Source organism: Pseudarthrobacter defluvii (genome assembly GCF_030816725.1).
Taxonomy (GTDB): domain Bacteria; phylum Actinomycetota; class Actinomycetes; order Actinomycetales; family Micrococcaceae; genus Arthrobacter; species Arthrobacter defluvii_A.
The window spans coordinates 482,178-499,445 of sequence record NZ_JAUSYG010000001.1; the positions used below are offsets into that span (position 1 = coordinate 482,178).

At 65.4% G+C, this 17,268-nt stretch carries 11 protein-coding genes, 1 tRNA gene and 2 pseudogenes; 5 read left to right on the forward strand and 9 right to left on the reverse strand.

Annotated features, from left to right (window positions below; translation table 11 throughout):
* Window positions 1-36: 36 nt before the first annotated feature.
* Window positions 37-1,494 carry an HNH endonuclease signature motif containing protein gene (locus QF031_RS02190; RefSeq protein WP_307423495.1) on the forward strand — a complete coding sequence of 486 codons (1,458 nt, stop codon included), beginning with the start codon at window positions 37-39 and terminating at the stop codon, window positions 1,492-1,494.
* A 64-nt stretch (window positions 1,495-1,558) separates the two neighbouring features.
* Here the strand turns inward: QF031_RS02190 and nboR are convergent, their stop codons facing one another.
* Both nboR and aceE read right to left on the reverse strand, forming a co-directional pair.
* Window positions 1,559-2,254, reverse strand: coding sequence for a nicotine blue oxidoreductase (nboR, locus tag QF031_RS02195; RefSeq protein WP_307423499.1), 696 nt, complete (start codon window positions 2,252-2,254; stop codon window positions 1,559-1,561).
* 79 nt (window positions 2,255-2,333) lie between these two features.
* Window positions 2,334-5,148 (reverse strand): annotated as a pseudogene (aceE, locus tag QF031_RS02200) (pyruvate dehydrogenase (acetyl-transferring), homodimeric type).
* 59 nt (window positions 5,149-5,207) lie between these two features.
* Between aceE and QF031_RS02205 the strand changes: the two are divergent.
* Complete coding sequence (locus QF031_RS02205; protein WP_307423502.1) at window positions 5,208-5,996, forward strand: SDR family oxidoreductase; 789 nt, start codon at window positions 5,208-5,210, stop codon at window positions 5,994-5,996.
* 20 nt (window positions 5,997-6,016) lie between these two features.
* Here QF031_RS02205 and QF031_RS02210 read toward each other — a convergent pair whose 3' ends face one another.
* The 3 genes from QF031_RS02210 to QF031_RS02220 form a co-directional block, all read right to left on the reverse strand.
* Window positions 6,017-6,394 (reverse strand): sterol carrier family protein, encoded by a 378-nt coding sequence (locus tag QF031_RS02210; protein WP_307423505.1) that lies wholly within the window; start codon window positions 6,392-6,394, stop codon window positions 6,017-6,019.
* A gap of 41 nt (window positions 6,395-6,435) precedes the next feature.
* Window positions 6,436-7,452 carry an asparaginase gene (locus tag QF031_RS02215; protein WP_307423509.1) on the reverse strand — a complete coding sequence of 339 codons (1,017 nt, stop codon included), beginning with the start codon at window positions 7,450-7,452 and terminating at the stop codon, window positions 6,436-6,438.
* A gap of 61 nt (window positions 7,453-7,513) precedes the next feature.
* Complete coding sequence (locus tag QF031_RS02220; RefSeq protein WP_307423512.1) at window positions 7,514-9,100, reverse strand: molybdopterin-dependent oxidoreductase; 1,587 nt, start codon at window positions 9,098-9,100, stop codon at window positions 7,514-7,516.
* A 99-nt stretch (window positions 9,101-9,199) separates the two neighbouring features.
* Between QF031_RS02220 and purD the strand changes: the two genes are divergently transcribed.
* Entirely contained in the window at window positions 9,200-10,516 is a 1,317-nt protein-coding gene (gene purD, locus QF031_RS02225) for a phosphoribosylamine--glycine ligase (protein ID WP_307433077.1), read from the forward strand.
* A gap of 1 nt (window position 10,517) precedes the next feature.
* Window positions 10,518-11,457, forward strand: a pseudogene (locus tag QF031_RS02230) (phosphoribosylaminoimidazolesuccinocarboxamide synthase).
* Window positions 11,458-11,517: 60 nt separating this feature from the next.
* Here the strand turns inward: QF031_RS02230 and QF031_RS02235 are convergent.
* Window positions 11,518-12,786 carry a helix-turn-helix domain-containing protein gene (locus tag QF031_RS02235; protein ID WP_307423515.1) on the reverse strand — a complete coding sequence of 423 codons (1,269 nt, stop codon included), beginning with the start codon at window positions 12,784-12,786 and terminating at the stop codon, window positions 11,518-11,520.
* Window positions 12,787-12,915: 129 nt separating this feature from the next.
* Here QF031_RS02235 and QF031_RS02240 point away from each other — a divergent pair, with 129 nt between their 5' ends.
* Window positions 12,916-13,131, forward strand: a complete 216-nt coding sequence (locus tag QF031_RS02240) for a hypothetical protein (RefSeq protein ID WP_307423518.1) — start codon at window positions 12,916-12,918, stop codon at window positions 13,129-13,131.
* Between the two features lie 175 nt (window positions 13,132-13,306).
* Here the strand turns inward: QF031_RS02240 and QF031_RS02245 are convergent.
* The 3 genes from QF031_RS02245 to QF031_RS02255 all read right to left on the reverse strand — a co-directional run bounded on the left by QF031_RS02245 (window position 13,307) and on the right by QF031_RS02255 (window position 17,085).
* A tRNA-Pro gene (locus QF031_RS02245) sits at window positions 13,307-13,383 on the reverse strand.
* Window positions 13,384-13,453: 70 nt separating this feature from the next.
* Window positions 13,454-15,280: an ABC transporter ATP-binding protein gene (locus tag QF031_RS02250; protein ID WP_307423520.1), complete on the reverse strand. Its 1,827-nt coding sequence runs from the start codon at window positions 15,278-15,280 to the stop codon at window positions 13,454-13,456.
* The gene (locus QF031_RS02255) at window positions 15,277-17,085 is read right to left on the reverse strand and encodes an ABC transporter ATP-binding protein (protein ID WP_307423523.1); all 1,809 of its coding nucleotides are present in this window, start codon (window positions 17,083-17,085) and stop codon (window positions 15,277-15,279) included. Before QF031_RS02255 ends, QF031_RS02250 begins: the two co-directional genes overlap by 4 nt.
* Window positions 17,086-17,268: the final 183 nt, after the last annotated feature.

The window sequence follows — 17,268 nt, forward strand, 5'->3', positions numbered from 1 at the left end:
AGCCTCAATGTCGTACCCCCTTGCCATGATTAGTACATGGGAACACAGGCGGTGGTGAGGGCCTTTGAGGACATCAAGGCTGCCCTTGCTGTGCTTAGTGCGGAGGTGGACGGGGCCGGTTCGGAGCCGTTCTCTCAGGCTGATCCGTTGGCTGGCCTGGCGGATGGGTGCCTGGACATTCTTGCCGGTTCCCGGGAGGTGGAGGCCGGGATTGCTGCGGTAAAGGCCAAAGCCGCGGTGAAGTACGCGGACAGTGCCTGTGCAGTCGCGGGACCCGATGTTCCGGTGCACGCGCAGGAGATGGCGGTCGCTGCGGAGATTGGGTGCGTTTTGGCGCTTGGGCCGCGGGCGGCGTCGTCGTTCCTGTCGACCTCCTATGCTCTGAGGTCGACGTTGCCGAGGACGCTTGAAGCTTTGCAGGCAGGTGTCCTGTCGTGGCAGCACGCGGTGGTGATGGCGGATGAGGCGGCCGGTCTTGATGTTGCCGGTGCCGCTGCGTTGGAGGGGCATTTCCTGAATCCTGATGCAGCTGACCCGGCCCGGGGGTGCCCGGTGGGGCAGATGCCGGCGCACCGGTTCAAGGCCAAGGCCCGGACGTGGCGGGAACGCCACCATGCGGAGAGCATTGAAGTCCGGCATGCGAAGGGGGTGGCGGACCGGCGGGTGGAGTTCCGGGCGGACCAGGACGGGATGGCCTGGCTGTCCGCCTGTCTACCCGCGGACCAGGCGTTGGCCGGGTGGAACCGGCTTACGGCTATCTCGCGTGCCATGCAGGGACCGGAGGAGCGCCGCGGCATGCCGCAGTTGCGGGCCGACAACTTCGCCGACGCGATTCTTGGCAGCGGTGCCACGGACGACAGACATACCGCAGCGGGGGTCGTGGAAGGAGCGGGTTTACCGTCGTCGCCGATCCGGGCGCAGGTGTTGGTCACGGTCCCGGTGTTCTCCCTGATGGGTATGACCGATGAGCCGGCGATGCTGGACGGGTACGGCCCCATCCCGCCGTCGATGGCCAGGGACCTGGTCGCGAACGGTGCCGACTCGTTTTACCGGGTCTTGGTGGATCCGCGGGACGGGGCGCCGCTGGAGATCGGGCGGACGGGCTACCGGGTGACCGGCGCGATGCGGGCCTGGCTTCGGATGCGGGACGGGAAATGCCCGTTCCCGGGCTGCAGCAACAACTCGCTGGACAACGACGCCGACCACATCCTCGCGTGGGCCAAGGGCGGCACCACCGGGATCGCCAACTTGGGTCAGCCCTGCCCGAAACACCACAAACTCCGGCACAGCACTGGCTGGCAACCCACCCCGGCCACCAAAAACGAACCACCCGGCTGGACCTCACCCACCGGCCGGCACTACCAAAGCGAACACCAGGACTGGGAACCACCACGCTGGCCGGAGGGTCTGTCAGTTGGCGGCATCGACGTCGTTCATCACCGCGGGTCCCCTTGGGAGGATGCCCTTGATCGGTTCCTCCGCGCCCACGCCTGACCGTCTTCGCGTGCTGCTGGAGGTGGCCTTCTGGTGGTGGTCGGGTGCCAGTGGATCTCGGCTGCTACTGGAGAAGGCCCAGCTGGTCCGGGGTATCCACATCTTCCCCGGTGGACTGGTCGCTGCAGTCCACTTCATCCACTAGTTCCGGATGGCTCCGCAGGAAGCCACGCGCCCCGGCGTCGCCCGTAACCGTTGCGCACACGGCCTCCCGCAGGGAGGCATCGATGAGCAGGGGGTGCCCGCGGCGAAGCTGCCCCGCTTGCCCGCGGTTGTCTTCGGGGCCGGCGATATCTTCGCGGCCGCGAATGTCAGGCAGCGCGCCCTCGGGCAAGAGGCGGCGGTACGCTGCGGCGGTGATCCGGCCGGGACCGTGCCGGGCCAGTAGCCGTTGCACCGTCGCCGCGGTCAGCCCGGGTTGGTCCACGAGGGCGATCAGCAGGTGGTCCGCAGGGTCCGCGGATTGGTTGCCGAGCAGGAAGGAACTGCCCAAGCCGGACTGCCACTCAGGGTTGATCACCACCCGGTAGCCTTCCAGCCCGGCGGTCGCTGTCACCTGCGGCGCTCCTGCCCCTAGGACCACCACCACTTCCCGGCAACCGCCGTCGAGCAGTGTATTGGCGACGGCTTCCACCAACGGCCGGCCCTGGTACGGCAGCAGGGCCTTCGGTCCCAAACCCAGACGTGTCCCGGCCCCGGCCGCAAGGAGTACTCCTGTGACGGACCGGGTGGGCACGCCCAGATGTTCCGTGTTCCTCATAGCTGCACCCTAGCCAATGCCAAAGCAGTCGGGGCAGGCTCCCCCCGGAAACTGCCCCGACTGCTGCCGGCGGTGGTTGTCAGGCGTCTCCGCCTGCCCCGCCGGTGGTGCCGGCCTTGACGTCCAGGAGCTTGTAGCGGTCCATGGCGTACGACGGCGCGTCTGCCGCAACTTCGCCCCTCGCCGCGAGCATTTGCAGCACTTTCACGACGATGGAGTGGGTGTCGTTCTTGAAGTAGCGGCGGGCTGCTGCGCGGGTGTCGGAGAAGCCGAAGCCGTCGGCGCCGAGGGTGGCGAATTCGTTGGGGACGAACTGCCGGATCTGGTCCGGGACGGCTTTCATGTAGTCCGAGACGGCGACGATGGGGCCGGTGGCTCCTTCGAGTTGCTGGGTGACGAAGGGGACGCGGGTGGGCTGGCCGGGGTTGAGGAAGGCTTCTTCTTCGGCGGCGAGGCCGTCGCGGCGCAGTTCGTTCCAGGAGGTCACGGACCAGACGTCGGCGGAGACGTTCCAGTCATCGGCCAGCACGCGCTGGGCTTCGAGGGCCCAGGGCACGGAGACGCCGGAGGCGAGGATCTGGGTGCGGGGACCGTTTTCGTTCAGTCCTGCGGCCTGTGCCGGGGCGAGCAGGTAGATGCCCTTGATGACGCCTTCGACGTCGAGGTTCTCGGGTTCTGCGGGTTGGAGGATGGGTTCGTTGTACACGGTGAGGTAGTACATGACGTTCTTGTCGCCGTTGTGTCCTTCGGACCCTTCCCCGTACATCCGTTCGAGTCCGGAGCGGACGATGTGTCCGATTTCGTAGCCGTAGGCGGGGTCGTAGGTGAGGACGGCGGGGTTGGTGGAGGCCAGCAGGGGGGAGTGGCCGTCGGCGTGCTGGAGGCCTTCGCCGGTGAGGGTGGTCCGTCCTGCGGTGGCGCCGATGATGAAGCCGCGGGTCATCTGGTCTCCGGCGGCCCAGAAGGCGTCGCCGGTGCGTTGGAAGCCGAACATGGAGTAGAACACGTAGACCGGGACCAGCGGGATGCCGTGGGTGGCGTAGGAGGTTCCGGCGGCGGTGAAGGCTGCCACGGCGCGCGGCTTCGTTGATCCCGGGGTGGATCAGCTGGCCTGCGGGGGATTCCTTGTAGGCCAGGACCAGGTCACGGTCCACGGACAGGTAGTTCTGGCCAGCCGGGCTATAGATCTTCGCCGTTGGGAAGAACGCATCCATGCCGAAAGTCCGGGACTCATCCGGCACGATGGGCACGATCCGGTTCCCGAAATTCTTGTCCCGGAGCAAATCCTTGAGCAGGCGCACAAATGACATGGTGGTCGCCGCCATCTGCTTGCCTGAGCCGCGTTTGGCCACTTCATAGGACTTCGGGTCCGGAAGAACCACAGCCTGGTATCTGCCCCGGCGCTCGGGAACAGAACCGCCCAGGGCCCTTCGCCGTTCAAGGAGATAGGCAATCTCGGGCGCATCGAAGCCCGGGTGGTAGTAGGGAGGCCGGTACGGGTCGGCGTCGAGCTGTTCATCCGAAATGGGAATGCGCAGGTAATCCCTGAATTCCTTAAGATCCCCGATAGTGAGCTTCTTCATTTGGTGGGTGGCGTTGCGGCCCTCGAAGTGCGGGCCGAGGCCATAGCCCTTGACGGTGTGGGCGAGGATGACGGTGGGTTTGCCCTTGAATTCGGTGGCGGCTTTGTACGCGGCGTAGACCTTGCGGTAGTCGTGGCCGCCGCGTTTGAGGTTCCAGATCTGGTCATCGGTCAGGTCCGCGACGAGGTCCTTGGTCTGCGGGGTTTTGCCGAAGAAGTGTTCGCGGACGAACCCGCCGGATTCGGCCTTGTAGGTCTGGTAGTCGCCGTCGACGGTTTCGTTCATGATCTTTACCAGGGACCCGTCGGTGTCGCGGGTGAGCAGGTCATCCCATTCCCGGCCCCAGACGACCTTGATCACGTTCCAGCCCGCGCCGCGGAAGAACGCTTCGAGTTCCTGCATGATCTTGCCGTTGCCGCGCACCGGGCCGTCCAGGCGCTGGAGGTTGCAGTTGATCACGAAGTTCAGGTTGTCCAGGTTCTCGTTGGCGGCAAGCTGGAGCAGGCCGCGGGATTCGGGTTCGTCCATTTCCCCGTCGCCAAGGAACGCCCAGACCTGCTGGTCCGAGGTGTCTTTCAGGCCCCGGTTGTGCAGGTAGCGGTTGTTCTGGGCCTGGTAGATCGCGTTCATCGGCCCGATGCCCATGGACACGGTGGGGAATTCCCAGAAGTGCGGCATCAGGCGCGGGTGCGGGTAGGAGGACAGGGCGTGGCCTTCGCGGGACTTTTCCTGCCGGAACCCGTCCAGGTCCTCCTCGGACAGGCGGCCTTCCATGAACGCCCTGGCGTACATGCCGGGGGAGGCGTGGCCCTGGAAGAAGACCTGGTCCCCGCCGCCGGCGTGGTCCTTGCCGCGGAAGAAGTGGTTGAACCCCACCTCGTACAGGGTCGCGGCCCCGGCGTAGGTGGAGATGTGCCCGCCGACGCCGATATCGGGCCGCTGCGCCCGGTGCACCATGACCGCGGCGTTCCACCGCATGTACGCCCGGTACCGGCGCTCGTATTCCTCGTTCCCGGGGAATTCGGCTTCCTGGTCCACCGGGATGGTGTTCACGTAATCGGTGGTGGTCACCATCGGGACCCCCACGCTCTGCGCGCCCGCGCGCTGCAGCAGGCTCCGCATGATGTATTGGGCACGCTCGGTACCCTGTTCCCTGATCAACGCATCCAGGGACTCAACCCACTCGGCAGTTTCTTCCGGATCACGATCAGGCAGCTGGTTAGTCAACCCGCTGAGGATATGGGAGGTCTCTTCTCCTGCAGCCACGTCCAACCTCTTTTCATCATTGAACAAACGGGGACATGTTTTCATATTGTGAGAAAACAATTCTGCTGTTCGAGATTAGGTGAGCGGGGCGGTACGATGCAATTATGACCGCTGCAGCCAAGGAGAACCCGATAACCACCCCTGCCGAAAGGCGGAAAGTCGCCGTCGTCACCGGGGCCGGATCCGGCATCGGTCGTGAGGTAGCCCGGCAGATGCTGGCCGACGGCTACGGCGTGGCACTTGCGGGACGCCGGGAAGAACAACTCGCTGCAACGGCGCAAGGGCACCCGGACGCGCTCGTGGTGCCCTGCGACGTCACCCGGCCCGGCGACGTCGAACGCCTCTTCCAGGCAGCCCTGCAACAGTGGGGGCGCGTGGACGTGCTGTTCAACAACGCTGGGGTGTTCGGCCCGGCAGCGGCCGTGGACGAGATCAGCCTCCAGGAATGGAACGACACGGTCGCGGTGAACCTCACCGGGTCCATGCTCTGTGCCGCCGCTGCGGTCCGGGCCATGAAGGCGCAGGAGCCGCAGGGTGGGCGGATCATCAACAACGGCTCCATTTCGGCCCACTCTCCCCGGCCCCGCACCGTGGCGTACACGGTCACCAAGCACGCCATGACGGGCCTCACCAAGAGCATCGAACTGGACGGCCGGGGCTACGGCATCACCTGCGGGCAGATCGATATCGGCAATACCGCCACCGAGATCATGGACACCATCGGGGTCGGTTCGGGGGCGCTGCAGGCCGACGGGAGCCGGAAAATCGAGCCGATGTTCCCCGTGGCCGATGCGGCGCGCGCAGTGCTGATGATGGCCAACATGCCGGCCTCGGCCAGCATCGGGTCAATTGTGGTCACCGCGGCCGGCATGCCCTTCATCGGCCGCGGGTAGACGCGCGGTAAACCCGCGGACTAAAGAGGGAGCAGGGCCGACAGGTCCGCGCGCAGGCCGGATGCCGCAACTTTGCCGGCAGCAACAGCGTCTGCCCACGCAGTCTGGCCCGTGACCATCGCAAGCCAGGTGGCGGCGTCGCACTCAATCACGTTGGGTGGGGTGCCGCGGGTGTGCCGCGGGCCCTCCACGCACTGGGTGACGCCAAACGGCGGCACGCGCACCTCCACGGAGTTGCCCGGGGCCCGGGCGGTCAGTTCCTCCAGCGAGTACCTTACGGCTGTGGCAAGGACGGCCCGCGGCAGGGGAGCGTCCGACGGCGGCTGGGCAGCTCCCAGCCAGGCCTTCAGTGCTGCTTTGCCTTCCTGGACGTCAATACGACGGCGGGCTACGGCCATGCTTGCAGTCTTTCCTTTTGAGTCAGTTGGGGAAGGGGGTGTCAGTCCAGGAGCGCGGAAACGGCAGGACCCAGGCGGATCTTGCCCACGGGGCGTCCGCCGCCAAGCACAGGTTCAACCACCTTTTCCAGGGCGCTGGCCACGCCCGGAATTTCCACGGCCCCTGCTGCCGCCAGAAGGGTCAGGGCCACAAGGGAGGTGGCGCGGATGTTTCCGTCGAGGATTTTGACGGCCACGGAAACGCCTTGGGGTGTGGCCATGGCCAGGACGCCCTCGGCCCCGATCTTGGCGATGATCTCGAGTTCGTCCATCACCAGGGTGTTGGCTTCCCCGCGGCCCTGCACGGCCCACGGGTAGTCGAGCATCGAGGTGGCGATGGTGGCGGCCCTGGCGCTGAAGCTCTGGTCACCCGGCGCCTTGGCCAGTTGGGAGTACGCCCTGGCGAGCCCCTTCAGGGAAACAGCGGCCACGGGCGCGCCGCACCCGTCGATGCCCAGGTGCGCGATCTGCTCACCCGTGTATTCCTCGATGACGGTGCGGACCCGCTGCTGCAGGGGGTGGTTGGGCTCCAGGTAGCTGTGCGTGTCCCATCCGTTCTCAGTGCAGGCCCAAAGGAAGGCTGCGTGCTTCCCGGAACAGTTGTAGGCCAGCCGGGATTTTCCCTTTTCCGAGCGCACCAGCCAGTTGCGGGCAGTTTCATCCTGTGGCCACGCTTCCGGGCACTGCAGCTGGTCTTCCCGGACTCCGGCCGCCTTGAGCATGCCTGCCACCACGTCCATGTGGTCCAGCGAACCGGTGTGGCTCCCGCAGGCAATGGCCACCTGGGCGCCGCGCAGCGGAACCCCGGACTGCATGGAAGCCAGCGCCTGGAACGGCTTCAGCGTGGACCGGGCATAGATGGGGGTATTGATGTCGCCAAGCTCGGTGACCACTGAACCGTCGGCGGACAGAAGGACGGCGGAACCAACGTGCCGCGACTCCACAAAGCCGCTGCGTTCGATCACGGCCAGTTCGACGGCGGAGTCCACGGTGAAGGTGGCATGCGGATTATGCGGCATACCGCCAGTCTATGGGCCAGCCCCCTACGGAACGGTGAAGCTTCTGCTGCAGCGCCGCCGGCTACTGAACCGTGACCATCACCGACTGCCAGCCGGAGGCGCCGTCAGGGACGGGATCGGCCCGTTTGTCGGTCTGGACTTCACCGGTCCCGTCGGTGGCCCGGACCTTGATGTAGTGCGGGCCGGGCGTGGCGTCCCACTCGTAGGACCACTGGCGCCAGGTGCTGGTCGAGGCTTCGGTGGAGAGGGTGGCTTCCGCCCAGTCACCGCTGTCGATCTGGATCTCCACCTTGGTGATGCCGCGGGTCTGGGCCCAGGCAGTGCCGCCAACGACAACTTTTCCAGCCGGTACCTTCGCGAAGGATTTGGGCACCTCCACGCGGGCCATGGTCTTGATGGGGCCACGCTCTGACCAGCCGCGCTCGGTCCAGTAGGCCTTGCTGTCCGCGAAACGCGTCACCTCCAGGTCCACCACCCACTTGGTGGCGGAGACAAACCCGTACAGCCCGGGGACCACCATCCGCACCGGGTAGCCGTGCTCGAGTGGCAGCGGCTCGCCGTTCATGCCGATGGCCAGCATTGCGTCACGGCCGTCCTGCAGGACCTCGAGGGGAGTGGAGGCGCTGAAGCCGTCGATGGAGGTGGACAGCACCATGTCCGCGCCGTCCTTGGGCCTGGCCCGGGCCAGGACTTCGCGGATGGGAAGCCCCAGCCACCTGGCGTTGCCGGCCAGGTTGCCGCCCACCGGGTTGGACACGCAGGTAAGGGTCACGTGCGACTCGATCAGCTCCGCGTCCAGCAGGTCCTGGAAGGTCAGCGTGACTTCCTGCTCCACCAGTCCGTGCACGCGCAGTTCCCAGTCATCGACGTTGACCTCCGGGACGCTCAGGGCGGTATCGATGCGGTAGAACTCATTGTTTGGCGTCAGCCACGGGGTAACACCCGGCACGGGGGACTGGACGCCAGCGGGCACCGCGGCCGCTGCTTTCGCCGGTGCCGGCAGCCGGAGAGCTTCCCTGGCCTGCACCACGTTGTTGCGCGCGGCACCCAGCAGCCGTCCGCCGGTGGCCGCGATACCGGCAGCCAGCCCGGTGATCCCTGCGGCAGTAAAGAAACCACGGCGGCTGGTGCCTTCGCCACCGGGGCCCGTGCCGCCGTCGTACGCTGTGTCCGCCGCAGCTTCCGGCCACTCCTTCAGCCCCCACAAACGCACCATCAGGCGGCGCAGGACCAACAGCCCGGCTGCCGTTCCCAGCACCGTAGGGATGGCGTCCGCGGGGCTGACACCCGCGCGGGTCACCACGCAGGCCACGATCACGGCCCCCATGAACAACACCCCCAGAACGCCCAGCGCCCACTTCCGGTAGGCCATCACCCCAAGTACGCACGCAAGCACAGCGATGGTCAGGCCCATGCCCACGAACAGGGCGGCCTTGTCGTTCGTGCCGAACGTGGTGACCGCAAAGTCCTTCAGCCACGGCGGCGTGAAGTCGATGAAGGTTGACCCCAGGGCAAAAAGCGGGGTTGCCCTGGCGGTAAAGAACGCGCCAATCAGCTCCGCAACGGCAAGTACGACGGCGGCCGCCACCACGCCTGCCAGTGCGGCCATGGCGGCGGGGCCGGTTTTCCGGTTTCGAAGCGTTGTCATGTGTAGGGTTCGGAACGGGCGGGGGCGCGGATTGATCGGGCGGCCAGGGAAGGTCACAGCTTAGGAGCGCGAAGGGTGCACAAAGTACCCTTGGACACTGTGAAGGTACTCGTTATTGGCCCCGGAGGCCGCGAACACGCCATTGTCCGCTCCCTGCTTGCCGACCCGAACGTGTCCGAAGTCCACGCGGCGCCGGGCAATGCCGGCATCAGCAAGCTGGTCCCCACCTACGACATCAACGGCAACGATCCCCAGGCAGTTGCGGGGCTTGCCACCCGGCTCGCAGTAGACCTCGTGGTGGTAGGCCCCGAGGCTCCGCTCGCCGCCGGTGTCTCCGATGCCGTGCGTGAAGCCGGCATTCCCGTGTTCGGGCCCAGCAAGGCTGCAGCCCAGCTGGAGGCGTCGAAGGCTTTCGCCAAGGAAGTCATGGCCGAGGCCGGCGTACCCACTGCCATGGCCATGGTGGCCACCAACCCCGAGGAAGCAGCGTCCGCACTGGATACCTTCGGCGCCCCATACGTGGTGAAGGACGACGGCCTGGCCGCTGGCAAGGGCGTGGTGGTTACCAGGAACCGCGACGAAGCCCTGGCCCACGCCCAGTCCTGCTTCGATGCCGGCGGATCGGTGGTAATCGAGGAGTTCCTGGACGGCCCCGAAGTTTCCCTGTTCGTCCTTTGCGATGGGCAGAACACCGTGGCGCTCTCACCGGCGCAGGATTTCAAGCGCATCTTCGATAACGACGAAGGGCCCAACACCGGCGGCATGGGCGCCTACACCCCGCTTGAATGGGCCCCCGAAGGCCTGGTTCAGGAAGTCCTGGACCGCGTGGCCCAGCCCACCGTCAACGAGATGGCCCGCCGCGGAACCCCGTTCGTGGGCGTGCTTTTCGTCGGCCTGGCCCTCACCTCGCGCGGCACCCGCGTCATCGAGTTCAACGTCCGCTTCGGCGACCCCGAGACTCAGGCGGTCCTCGCGCGGCTCAAGACCCCCCTCGGTGCCCTGCTGATGGCAGCCGCCAAGGGCGAACTCGACAAGGCCGAGGAGCTGCGCTGGGCCAAGGAAGCCGCTGTCGCCGTCGTTATTGCTTCCGAAAACTACCCGGACAAGCCCCGCACGGGCGACCGTATCCGCGGCCTCAAAAAGGTGGAAGCCCTGGATGGCGTGCACGTCATCCACGCGGGTACCGCCCTGGATGAGGACGGCAAGGTGGTTTCCGCAGGCGGGCGCGTCCTCGCGGTGGTTGCCCTGGGCAGCGACCTGGTGGAGGCGCGCGAGAAGGCGTACGACGGCGTGGAGCTGGTCCAGCTGGAAGGCTCGCAGTTCCGCACTGACATCGCCCGCAAGGCCACCCGCGGCGAAATCAAGGTCCCCTACGGCGCCACCAGCTCGATGCCCATCGTGAAAGCAAAGGCCTGACATGAGTGAAACTTCCGAGAACCGCGGCTACGCCACTGAAACCCTGGACCTGCCGGGGTGGAAACACATCTACTCCGGCAAGGTGCGCGACCTGTACGAGCCCGCCGACGAGTCCGTCCTGCAGCGCGTTGGCCAGGATTGCGTGCTGGTGGTGGCCAGCGACCGCATCAGCGCCTACGACCACGTGCTGTCCAGCGAAATCCCCGACAAGGGGCGCATCCTCACCCAGCTGAGCCTCTGGTGGTTCGACCAGTTGGGCGTTGAACACCACGTGCTCGGTTCCACCGTGGAGGACGGCGTGCCGGCCGAGGTTGAGGGGCCGGGCAATGATCTGCAAGAAGCTGGACATGTTTCCGGTGGAGTGCATCGCCCGGGGCTACCTCACGGGGTCCGGGCTGCAGGAGTACAAGGCGTCCGGCACTGTGTGCAACATCCCGCTGCCGGAAGGGCTGGTGGAAGGATCGCGGCTGGAGCACGCCATCTTCACCCCGTCGGCTAAGGCCCTGATCGGCGAACACGACGAAAACATCACGTACGACGCCGTGGTGGCGCTGGTGGGGGACGATATTGCGGGCCGCCTGAGCGAGCTGACGCTCAAGATCTACACGACGGCGGAAAAGATCGCCCGGGAGCGCGGCATCATCCTGGCGGACACGAAGGTGGAATTCGGGTACGACGCCGTCTCCGGATCCATCACGCTGGGCGATGAAGTGCTCACGCCGGATTCCTCGCGGTTCTGGGATGCCGCCACCTACAAGCCAGGCCAGGCCCAGCCGTCCTACGACAAGCAGTACGTGCGGGACTGGCTGACGTCGGCCGAGTCCGGCTGGGACAAGTCCTCAGATGCGCCGCCGCCTGCACTCCCTTCCGACGTTGTGGAGCGCACCCGCAGCCGGTACGTCGAAGCGTACGAGAAGATCACGGGAAAGACGTTTTCCTAAGACGGCGTTGGCCAGGTAAGCGCACTCCCCGCGCTTACCTGGCTTTGGCTGTTAGGTTCGTCAGCTGGCCTTTGAAGCGGCGGCTTCGGCGCGTTTCTGTGCCAGCTTTATTTCAAGAATCGCGTCCAGTGCCTGCTGGACGAGGTCCTGTGCCCCCGCCGAACTGAAGGCTTTCTGGGCCTCCTGTAGGTAGATGAGTGCTTCGTCGGGCTCCCCCGCAGCCTTAAGGGTTTTACCCAATAGGAGCGAAACCTCACCCGCCGTGTGCTTGGCCAACGCTTCGCGCTGCGCATGGATGTCGCGCAACTTCCCGATGGCGGCCAATACATCGCCTGTGAGGTACAACCATCTGGCTCGAATGAAAGCCACTTCCAGCTCGTCACTCTTCATTCCGTGCACGATGGAAAAAGCCAGCTCTGCCCGTTCAATTGATGCGAGCGTTTCGGGTTCAACGATTCCTGATTGGAGGCGGACAGCCGCGGACGCCTTGTTGAACCGCGCCCACATTTCTATGTCGTTTGCTGGCGAGAGAAGCCTTGCGGCCCGCTCATGCTCCTTGACCCCCTCCTGGTAGTCGTGCCGCATGAAAGCCACGTTACCCACCACCCAGGCCACTTCTCCGGCTAGTTGGGGCATAGTGCTTTCGTTGACCTGTCCGCTGAGCTGCTGGCAGTACCTCCAGGCTTCTTCCAGCCGGCCGCTTTCCGCGAGTACCCCGATGAGGACCCGCAGCGCACCAATAATGATGGTGGAACTCTTGGGCAATTGTTCAGCAAGCTTCATCGCCTCCAACGCCTCGTCCACCGCAGCGGAAAGCTGGCCCTCCCGCTGCAGGACGGCAGCCATCATCTGCCGTGCGCGGACCCCCAAGCCCACTGATTCACGGGCCATCGGATGCTCAACCAGCCGCGCGATGATCTGCTTACAGTCCTGAAGGTCACCGTGCCTCATGAGACACTCGGCCTGCATGTAGGTCATGTTCCACCACGCGCTGGTGTTCCTACCTTCCAGTGCATATTGAGCCGCAGTTGCCGCATGACCGGCTGCCAAGGCGTAGTCACGCAAGTCCCAGGCCTGCCGAGCATAGAGCCCAGCGAGAACGTACTCAGCGTCACTAAGGGAAACCGGCTGGCTCCAAGCCTCCAGCGCCTTGGGAGCCAACTCGAGCCGGCGTGCCAACTCCTCGATTACTTCGGCGGTAGGTTCCCTCCGGCCCGTCTCGAGCAGAGAGATGTAACTCGGAGAATACAGGTCCTTACCGAGTTCTGCCTGTGTCAGTCCGCGCTCAAGGCGCTCCGCCCGGAGCTTTTCTCCGAATCCGTTGCCCAAGGGACATCCTCCTCTCTGGACGGTCTTCGCCCCAAACGCTTGACAGCCCCTGTGGAAAACATTTTACAATGAGTGTCAACAAGGGCAGTGCTGAAGTGTAACGAATCCGACTCGTATTGAGGAACAAACATGTTGAAAAAAATTGCAGCCGCTGCTGTATTGGCTGGTGCCTTGGCATTCTCTGCGGCCGCCCCCGCAGTGCTGTCGGCCGGCTCCCTGACTGACAACTCAGACACTTCGGTAGCAAGCGGAAACTGGCCGAATCCGATGTCCAGCAAGACCAAGGATAAGAAGACCGATACCACGTACGTCACCTACAGCGGCAACTGGCCCAACCCGATGTAGTAGTTTCCTCACCACAGGAGGCGAAGGAACAGCCCCGGAGCAACAGCTCCGGGGCTGTTCGTTTTAAAAGCCAAGAGCCGGATTCGGGCCAGAATCTGGTCGTGATCGGGCGGGCGTCCGTTACCGCATCGATATGAAAAAAGAGGGCCTCCGCAAGGAGACCCTCTTTCCGTTTTGGTCGGGATGACAGGATTTGAACCTGCGACCTCTTCGTCCCGAACGAAGCGCGCTACCAAGCTGCGCTACATCCCGATCCGCTGCAAAAGCAACTTTACAAGGATAGCCGATCCCGGCCCCTGATGCGAAATCCTGGACCTGGAACTCAGACCAGCGAGTCCTTCCACGCCCCGTGCAGGTCGGCGAACCGTCCGCCGCCGCCGATCAGTTCGTCGGGCGTGCCGTCCTCCACGATGCGGCCGTCGTGCACCACCAGCACCCGGTCTGCCGTCTCCACGGTTGAAAGCCTGTGGGCGATGATCAGCGCAGTCCTCCGTGCCGCTTCAGTTCCGGCCAGCAGGCGGGCCAGCCCTGCCTGGACCAGGCGTTCGGACGGGATGTCCAGGGAGGAGGTGGCTTCGTCCAGGATCAGCACCGCCGGCCGGGCCAGGAAAGCCCTGGCGAAGCTGATCAGCTGCCGTTGGCCGGAGGAGACCCTGCCGCCGCGTTTGTTGACGTCCGTGTCGTAGCCTTCGGGAAGTTCAAGGATGAACTCGTGGGCGCCAACAGCCTTGGCTGCCTCTTCGATTTCCGCCCGTGAGGCTTCCGGCCGGCCCAAAGCGATGTTGTCCGCAACTGAACCGCTGAACAGGAAAGCCTCCTGGGTGACCATGACGATGTTCCGGCGAAGGTCGGCAGTGGCCAAGTCCCGGAGGTCCACCCCATCAAGGGTGAGGGCGCCGGAGGTGACGTCGTAGAACCGGGCGATGAGTTTGGCCAGGGTGGATTTTCCGGCGCCCGTCTGTCCCACCAGCGCCACGGTCTGACCGGCCGGGATGTGCAGGTCCAGGCGGGGGACCACCAGCGGGCCGTCGCCGTAGCGGAATTCGACGTCGTTGAAGTCGATCCGTCCGGTAGCACTCGGCAGGGCCACCGGGTTCTTGGGCGGCCGGACTGTGGGGACTTCTTCGAGCAGCCCGGAGACCTTTTCCAAGGCGGCCTGCGCACTTTGGAACGAGTTATAGAACATGGCCATCTGGTCCACCGGCTGGAAGAACCGCTTGGTGGAGAGGATCAGGGCGAGGAGCACGCCGACGGCCAGGTCGCCGCCCAGCACCCGGAACCCGCCAAAGAGCAGGACAACTGCGACGCAGACGTTGCCGATCAGCACCAGCCCCGGCTGGAAGATGCCGTTGAGGTTGATGGAGCGGACGGTGACCAGCCGGTAGTCCTCAGCGAGCTTGCCGTAGCGCTCGGAGTTCTCCTTCTCCTTGCGGAAGGCCTTGACGGCGCGGATGCCGGTCATGGTTTCCACGAAATGCACAATCAGGCGCGCGGAGACCACCCGGGATTCCCGGAAGGCGATCTGCGAGTGCTTCTGGTACCAGCGGGAGAGGAAGAACATGGGCACCCCGGCGGCCAGCACCAGCAAGCCGCTCCGCCAGTCCAAGGCAAAAATGGTGATCGCGGTGAAGGCCATGAACAGCATGCCCGAGGCCAGGGAGCTGACGCCGGAATCGAGCAGTTCGCGCAGTGCCTCCAGGTCCGAGGTCTGCCGGGCGATGATCCGGCCGGAGGTGTACTTTTCGTGGAACTCCAGGCTGAGCCGCTGGGTATGCCGGAACACGCGCACCCGCAGGTCCAGCAGCATCGCCTGGCTGAGCCGCGCCGTGGAGGTGACGTACAGGGCGGTGAGTCCCGCCGTCGCAATAGCTGCCAGCAGGTAGGCGGCGCCGGTGAACACGAGAGGGAGGTTGTCGCCGGCCTGGAGTGCGGGAAGCGCGTGGTCGATGCCGAAGGCGATCAGCGTCGGGCCGGCCACGCGCGCTGCCTGCGAGAGGACCACCATGGCGATGGTCAGCCAGAACCGTACCCGCACCGGACGGATCAGCGACCCCAGCAAGGCGAGCGACCGCCGTCGTACTGCCCTGCTGTCGCTCTTGCTGAGGTGGGCATTGTCTTCATTGGCGGTGCCGAACGTTGCGGTGCTCATCGGGTCACTTCCTCGGCCTGGTCCTCAAGCGCCGACAATTCGGAGTCCAGGTCCCGCGGTTCTCGGTCCAGGCTTGCGATGACATAGCGGTAGTGCTGGTTGTGCGCAAGCAGTTCGGTGTGTGTCCCGACGGCGGTGATCCGGCCGTCCTCCAGCAGCGCCACCCGGTCCGCGAGGGCCACTGTGGAGGGTCGGTGGGCCACGATCAGGGTGGTGGTGTCCTTCAGGACCTCCCGGAGGCGGGCTTCCACCAGTTCCTCGGTATGAACGTCCAGGGCGGACAGGGGATCGTCCAGGACCAGCACGCGGGGACGGGCGGCGATGGCGCGCGCCAGGGCGATCCGTTGCCGCTGCCCGCCGGACAGGCTCAGGCCTTCCTCGCCGATCAGGGTGTCCACCCCTTCGGGCAGTGAGTAGGCGAAGTGTGCCTGGGCCACGTCCAGTGCTTCGTCCAGCACCTCCTCGCTCCGCACCGGGGCGCCCAGCAGGACGTTGTCCCGCACGGAATTGGAGAAGAGCGTGGTGTCCTCGAAAGCCACCCCGACGATCCTGCGCAGTTCCTCCACGTCGAAGTCGCGGATGTTCACGCCGTCGATGGTGATGGCGCCGCTGGTGACGTCGTAGAGGCGCGGCACCAGCTGGATCAGTGCGCTCTTGCCGCTGCCGGTGATGCCCACCAGGGCCATGGTTTCGCCGGGGCGGACGTCCAGATCGATGTCCTTGAGGATGGGCTTGTCCGGGGCGTCCTCAAAGGCAAAGGTTGCGTTGTTGAAGCGGAGCGCGCCGGCCAGCTCGCGCGGAAGCCGGGGCTGGGCAGGGCTGGTGATGGTGTTTTGCGTGTCCATCACCTCGTAGTGGCGGTCGACGGCGGTCTTGGCCGTGAGTGCCATGGCCAACAGCATGCCGGAGAATTCGACGGGGGAGGCGATGACGGCAGCAGTGGCGAAGAACGCCACCAGGGCGCCGATGCTCAGTTGGCCGCTGGCGCAGAGCATGACCCCCACCACCAGCCCCGCTCCCAGCGCCAGTTCCGGAAGCAGGGTGACCACCATGGTGAACGTTGCCTGGTGGCGCGCCTTCTCGATCTCGGTCTGGCGCAGTTCCTCGGCCTGCTCGTTGAAGTTCTCCAGGGCCTCGCGGCTGCGGCCGAAGGCCTTGAGTACGCGGATGCCATGGACGGATTCCTCCACGGTGGTGGCAAGATCGCCGGCTTGGTCCTGGCTGCGCCGCGCAACTTTGCTGAACCGGGTGCGGAACCGGAAGCTGTTGATGGTGATGGGAACGGCGGCGGCAAGGAAGATCAGGGCCAGCTGCCAGCTCATGGCGAACATGGCAACGATGCCGATGATCACGGTGAGGGTGGTGACCACCAGCATGATGGCGCCGAAGGCCATCCAGCGGCGCAGGAAGTTCAGGTCCGTCATGGCACGGGAGAGCAGCTGGCCGGAGCCCCAGCGGTCGTGGAACGAAACAGTGAGTTCCTGCAGGTGGTCGTAGAGGGACACCCGCATCCTGGTTTCCACGGTGGTGGCAGGGTTGATGACGAACTGCCGGCGCAGCGCAACCAGTCCTGCCTCGGCGACGCCCAGGACCAGGATGACGCCCGCCGAAGTCCAGACTGCCTCCGAGGTGCCCCCGGGCTGAAGGGCCGTGTTGACCAGGACCCGCAGCACCTGCGGGATGGTCAGGGCGACGACGCTGGCCAGGAGCGCACAGAGCAGACCCAGCAGGAGCCTGGGGATGATGGGCCGGACGTGCGGGTAAAGACGGCTAATGGATCGGAAAAAGGGAGTCTGCTTGGCCATGCCCGCTTCTCAAGCTCTAAAACGAATGTTGTTTCCTCTAGCAGCCACCCTATGCCATGGCGTGATGCGATTCACAGGGATGATGATGTCCGTCGGCTGCTTGCCCAGTTATTGCAGTCCGTAATACCGTCCGCTCTATTAGTCGTTGTCCCCGTGGCCCCGTTTAGGCGATCAAACCTGATG

Coding starts and splice junctions, on each gene's coding strand:
- nboR (WP_307423499.1), bottom strand. CDS start 2,254: ATGAGGAACACGGAACATCTGGGCGTGCCCACCCGGTCCGTCACAGGA.
- QF031_RS02205 (WP_307423502.1), top strand. CDS start 5,208: ATGACCGCTGCAGCCAAGGAGAACCCGATAACCACCCCTGCCGAAAGG.
- QF031_RS02220 (WP_307423512.1), bottom strand. CDS start 9,100: ATGACAACGCTTCGAAACCGGAAAACCGGCCCCGCCGCCATGGCCGCA.
- QF031_RS02215 (WP_307423509.1), bottom strand. CDS start 7,452: ATGCCGCATAATCCGCATGCCACCTTCACCGTGGACTCCGCCGTCGAA.
- QF031_RS02240 (WP_307423518.1), top strand. CDS start 12,916: ATGTTGAAAAAAATTGCAGCCGCTGCTGTATTGGCTGGTGCCTTGGCA.
- QF031_RS02210 (WP_307423505.1), bottom strand. CDS start 6,394: ATGGCCGTAGCCCGCCGTCGTATTGACGTCCAGGAAGGCAAAGCAGCA.
- QF031_RS02255 (WP_307423523.1), bottom strand. CDS start 17,085: ATGGCCAAGCAGACTCCCTTTTTCCGATCCATTAGCCGTCTTTACCCG.
- QF031_RS02250 (WP_307423520.1), bottom strand. CDS start 15,280: ATGAGCACCGCAACGTTCGGCACCGCCAATGAAGACAATGCCCACCTC.
- QF031_RS02190 (WP_307423495.1), top strand. CDS start 37: ATGGGAACACAGGCGGTGGTGAGGGCCTTTGAGGACATCAAGGCTGCC.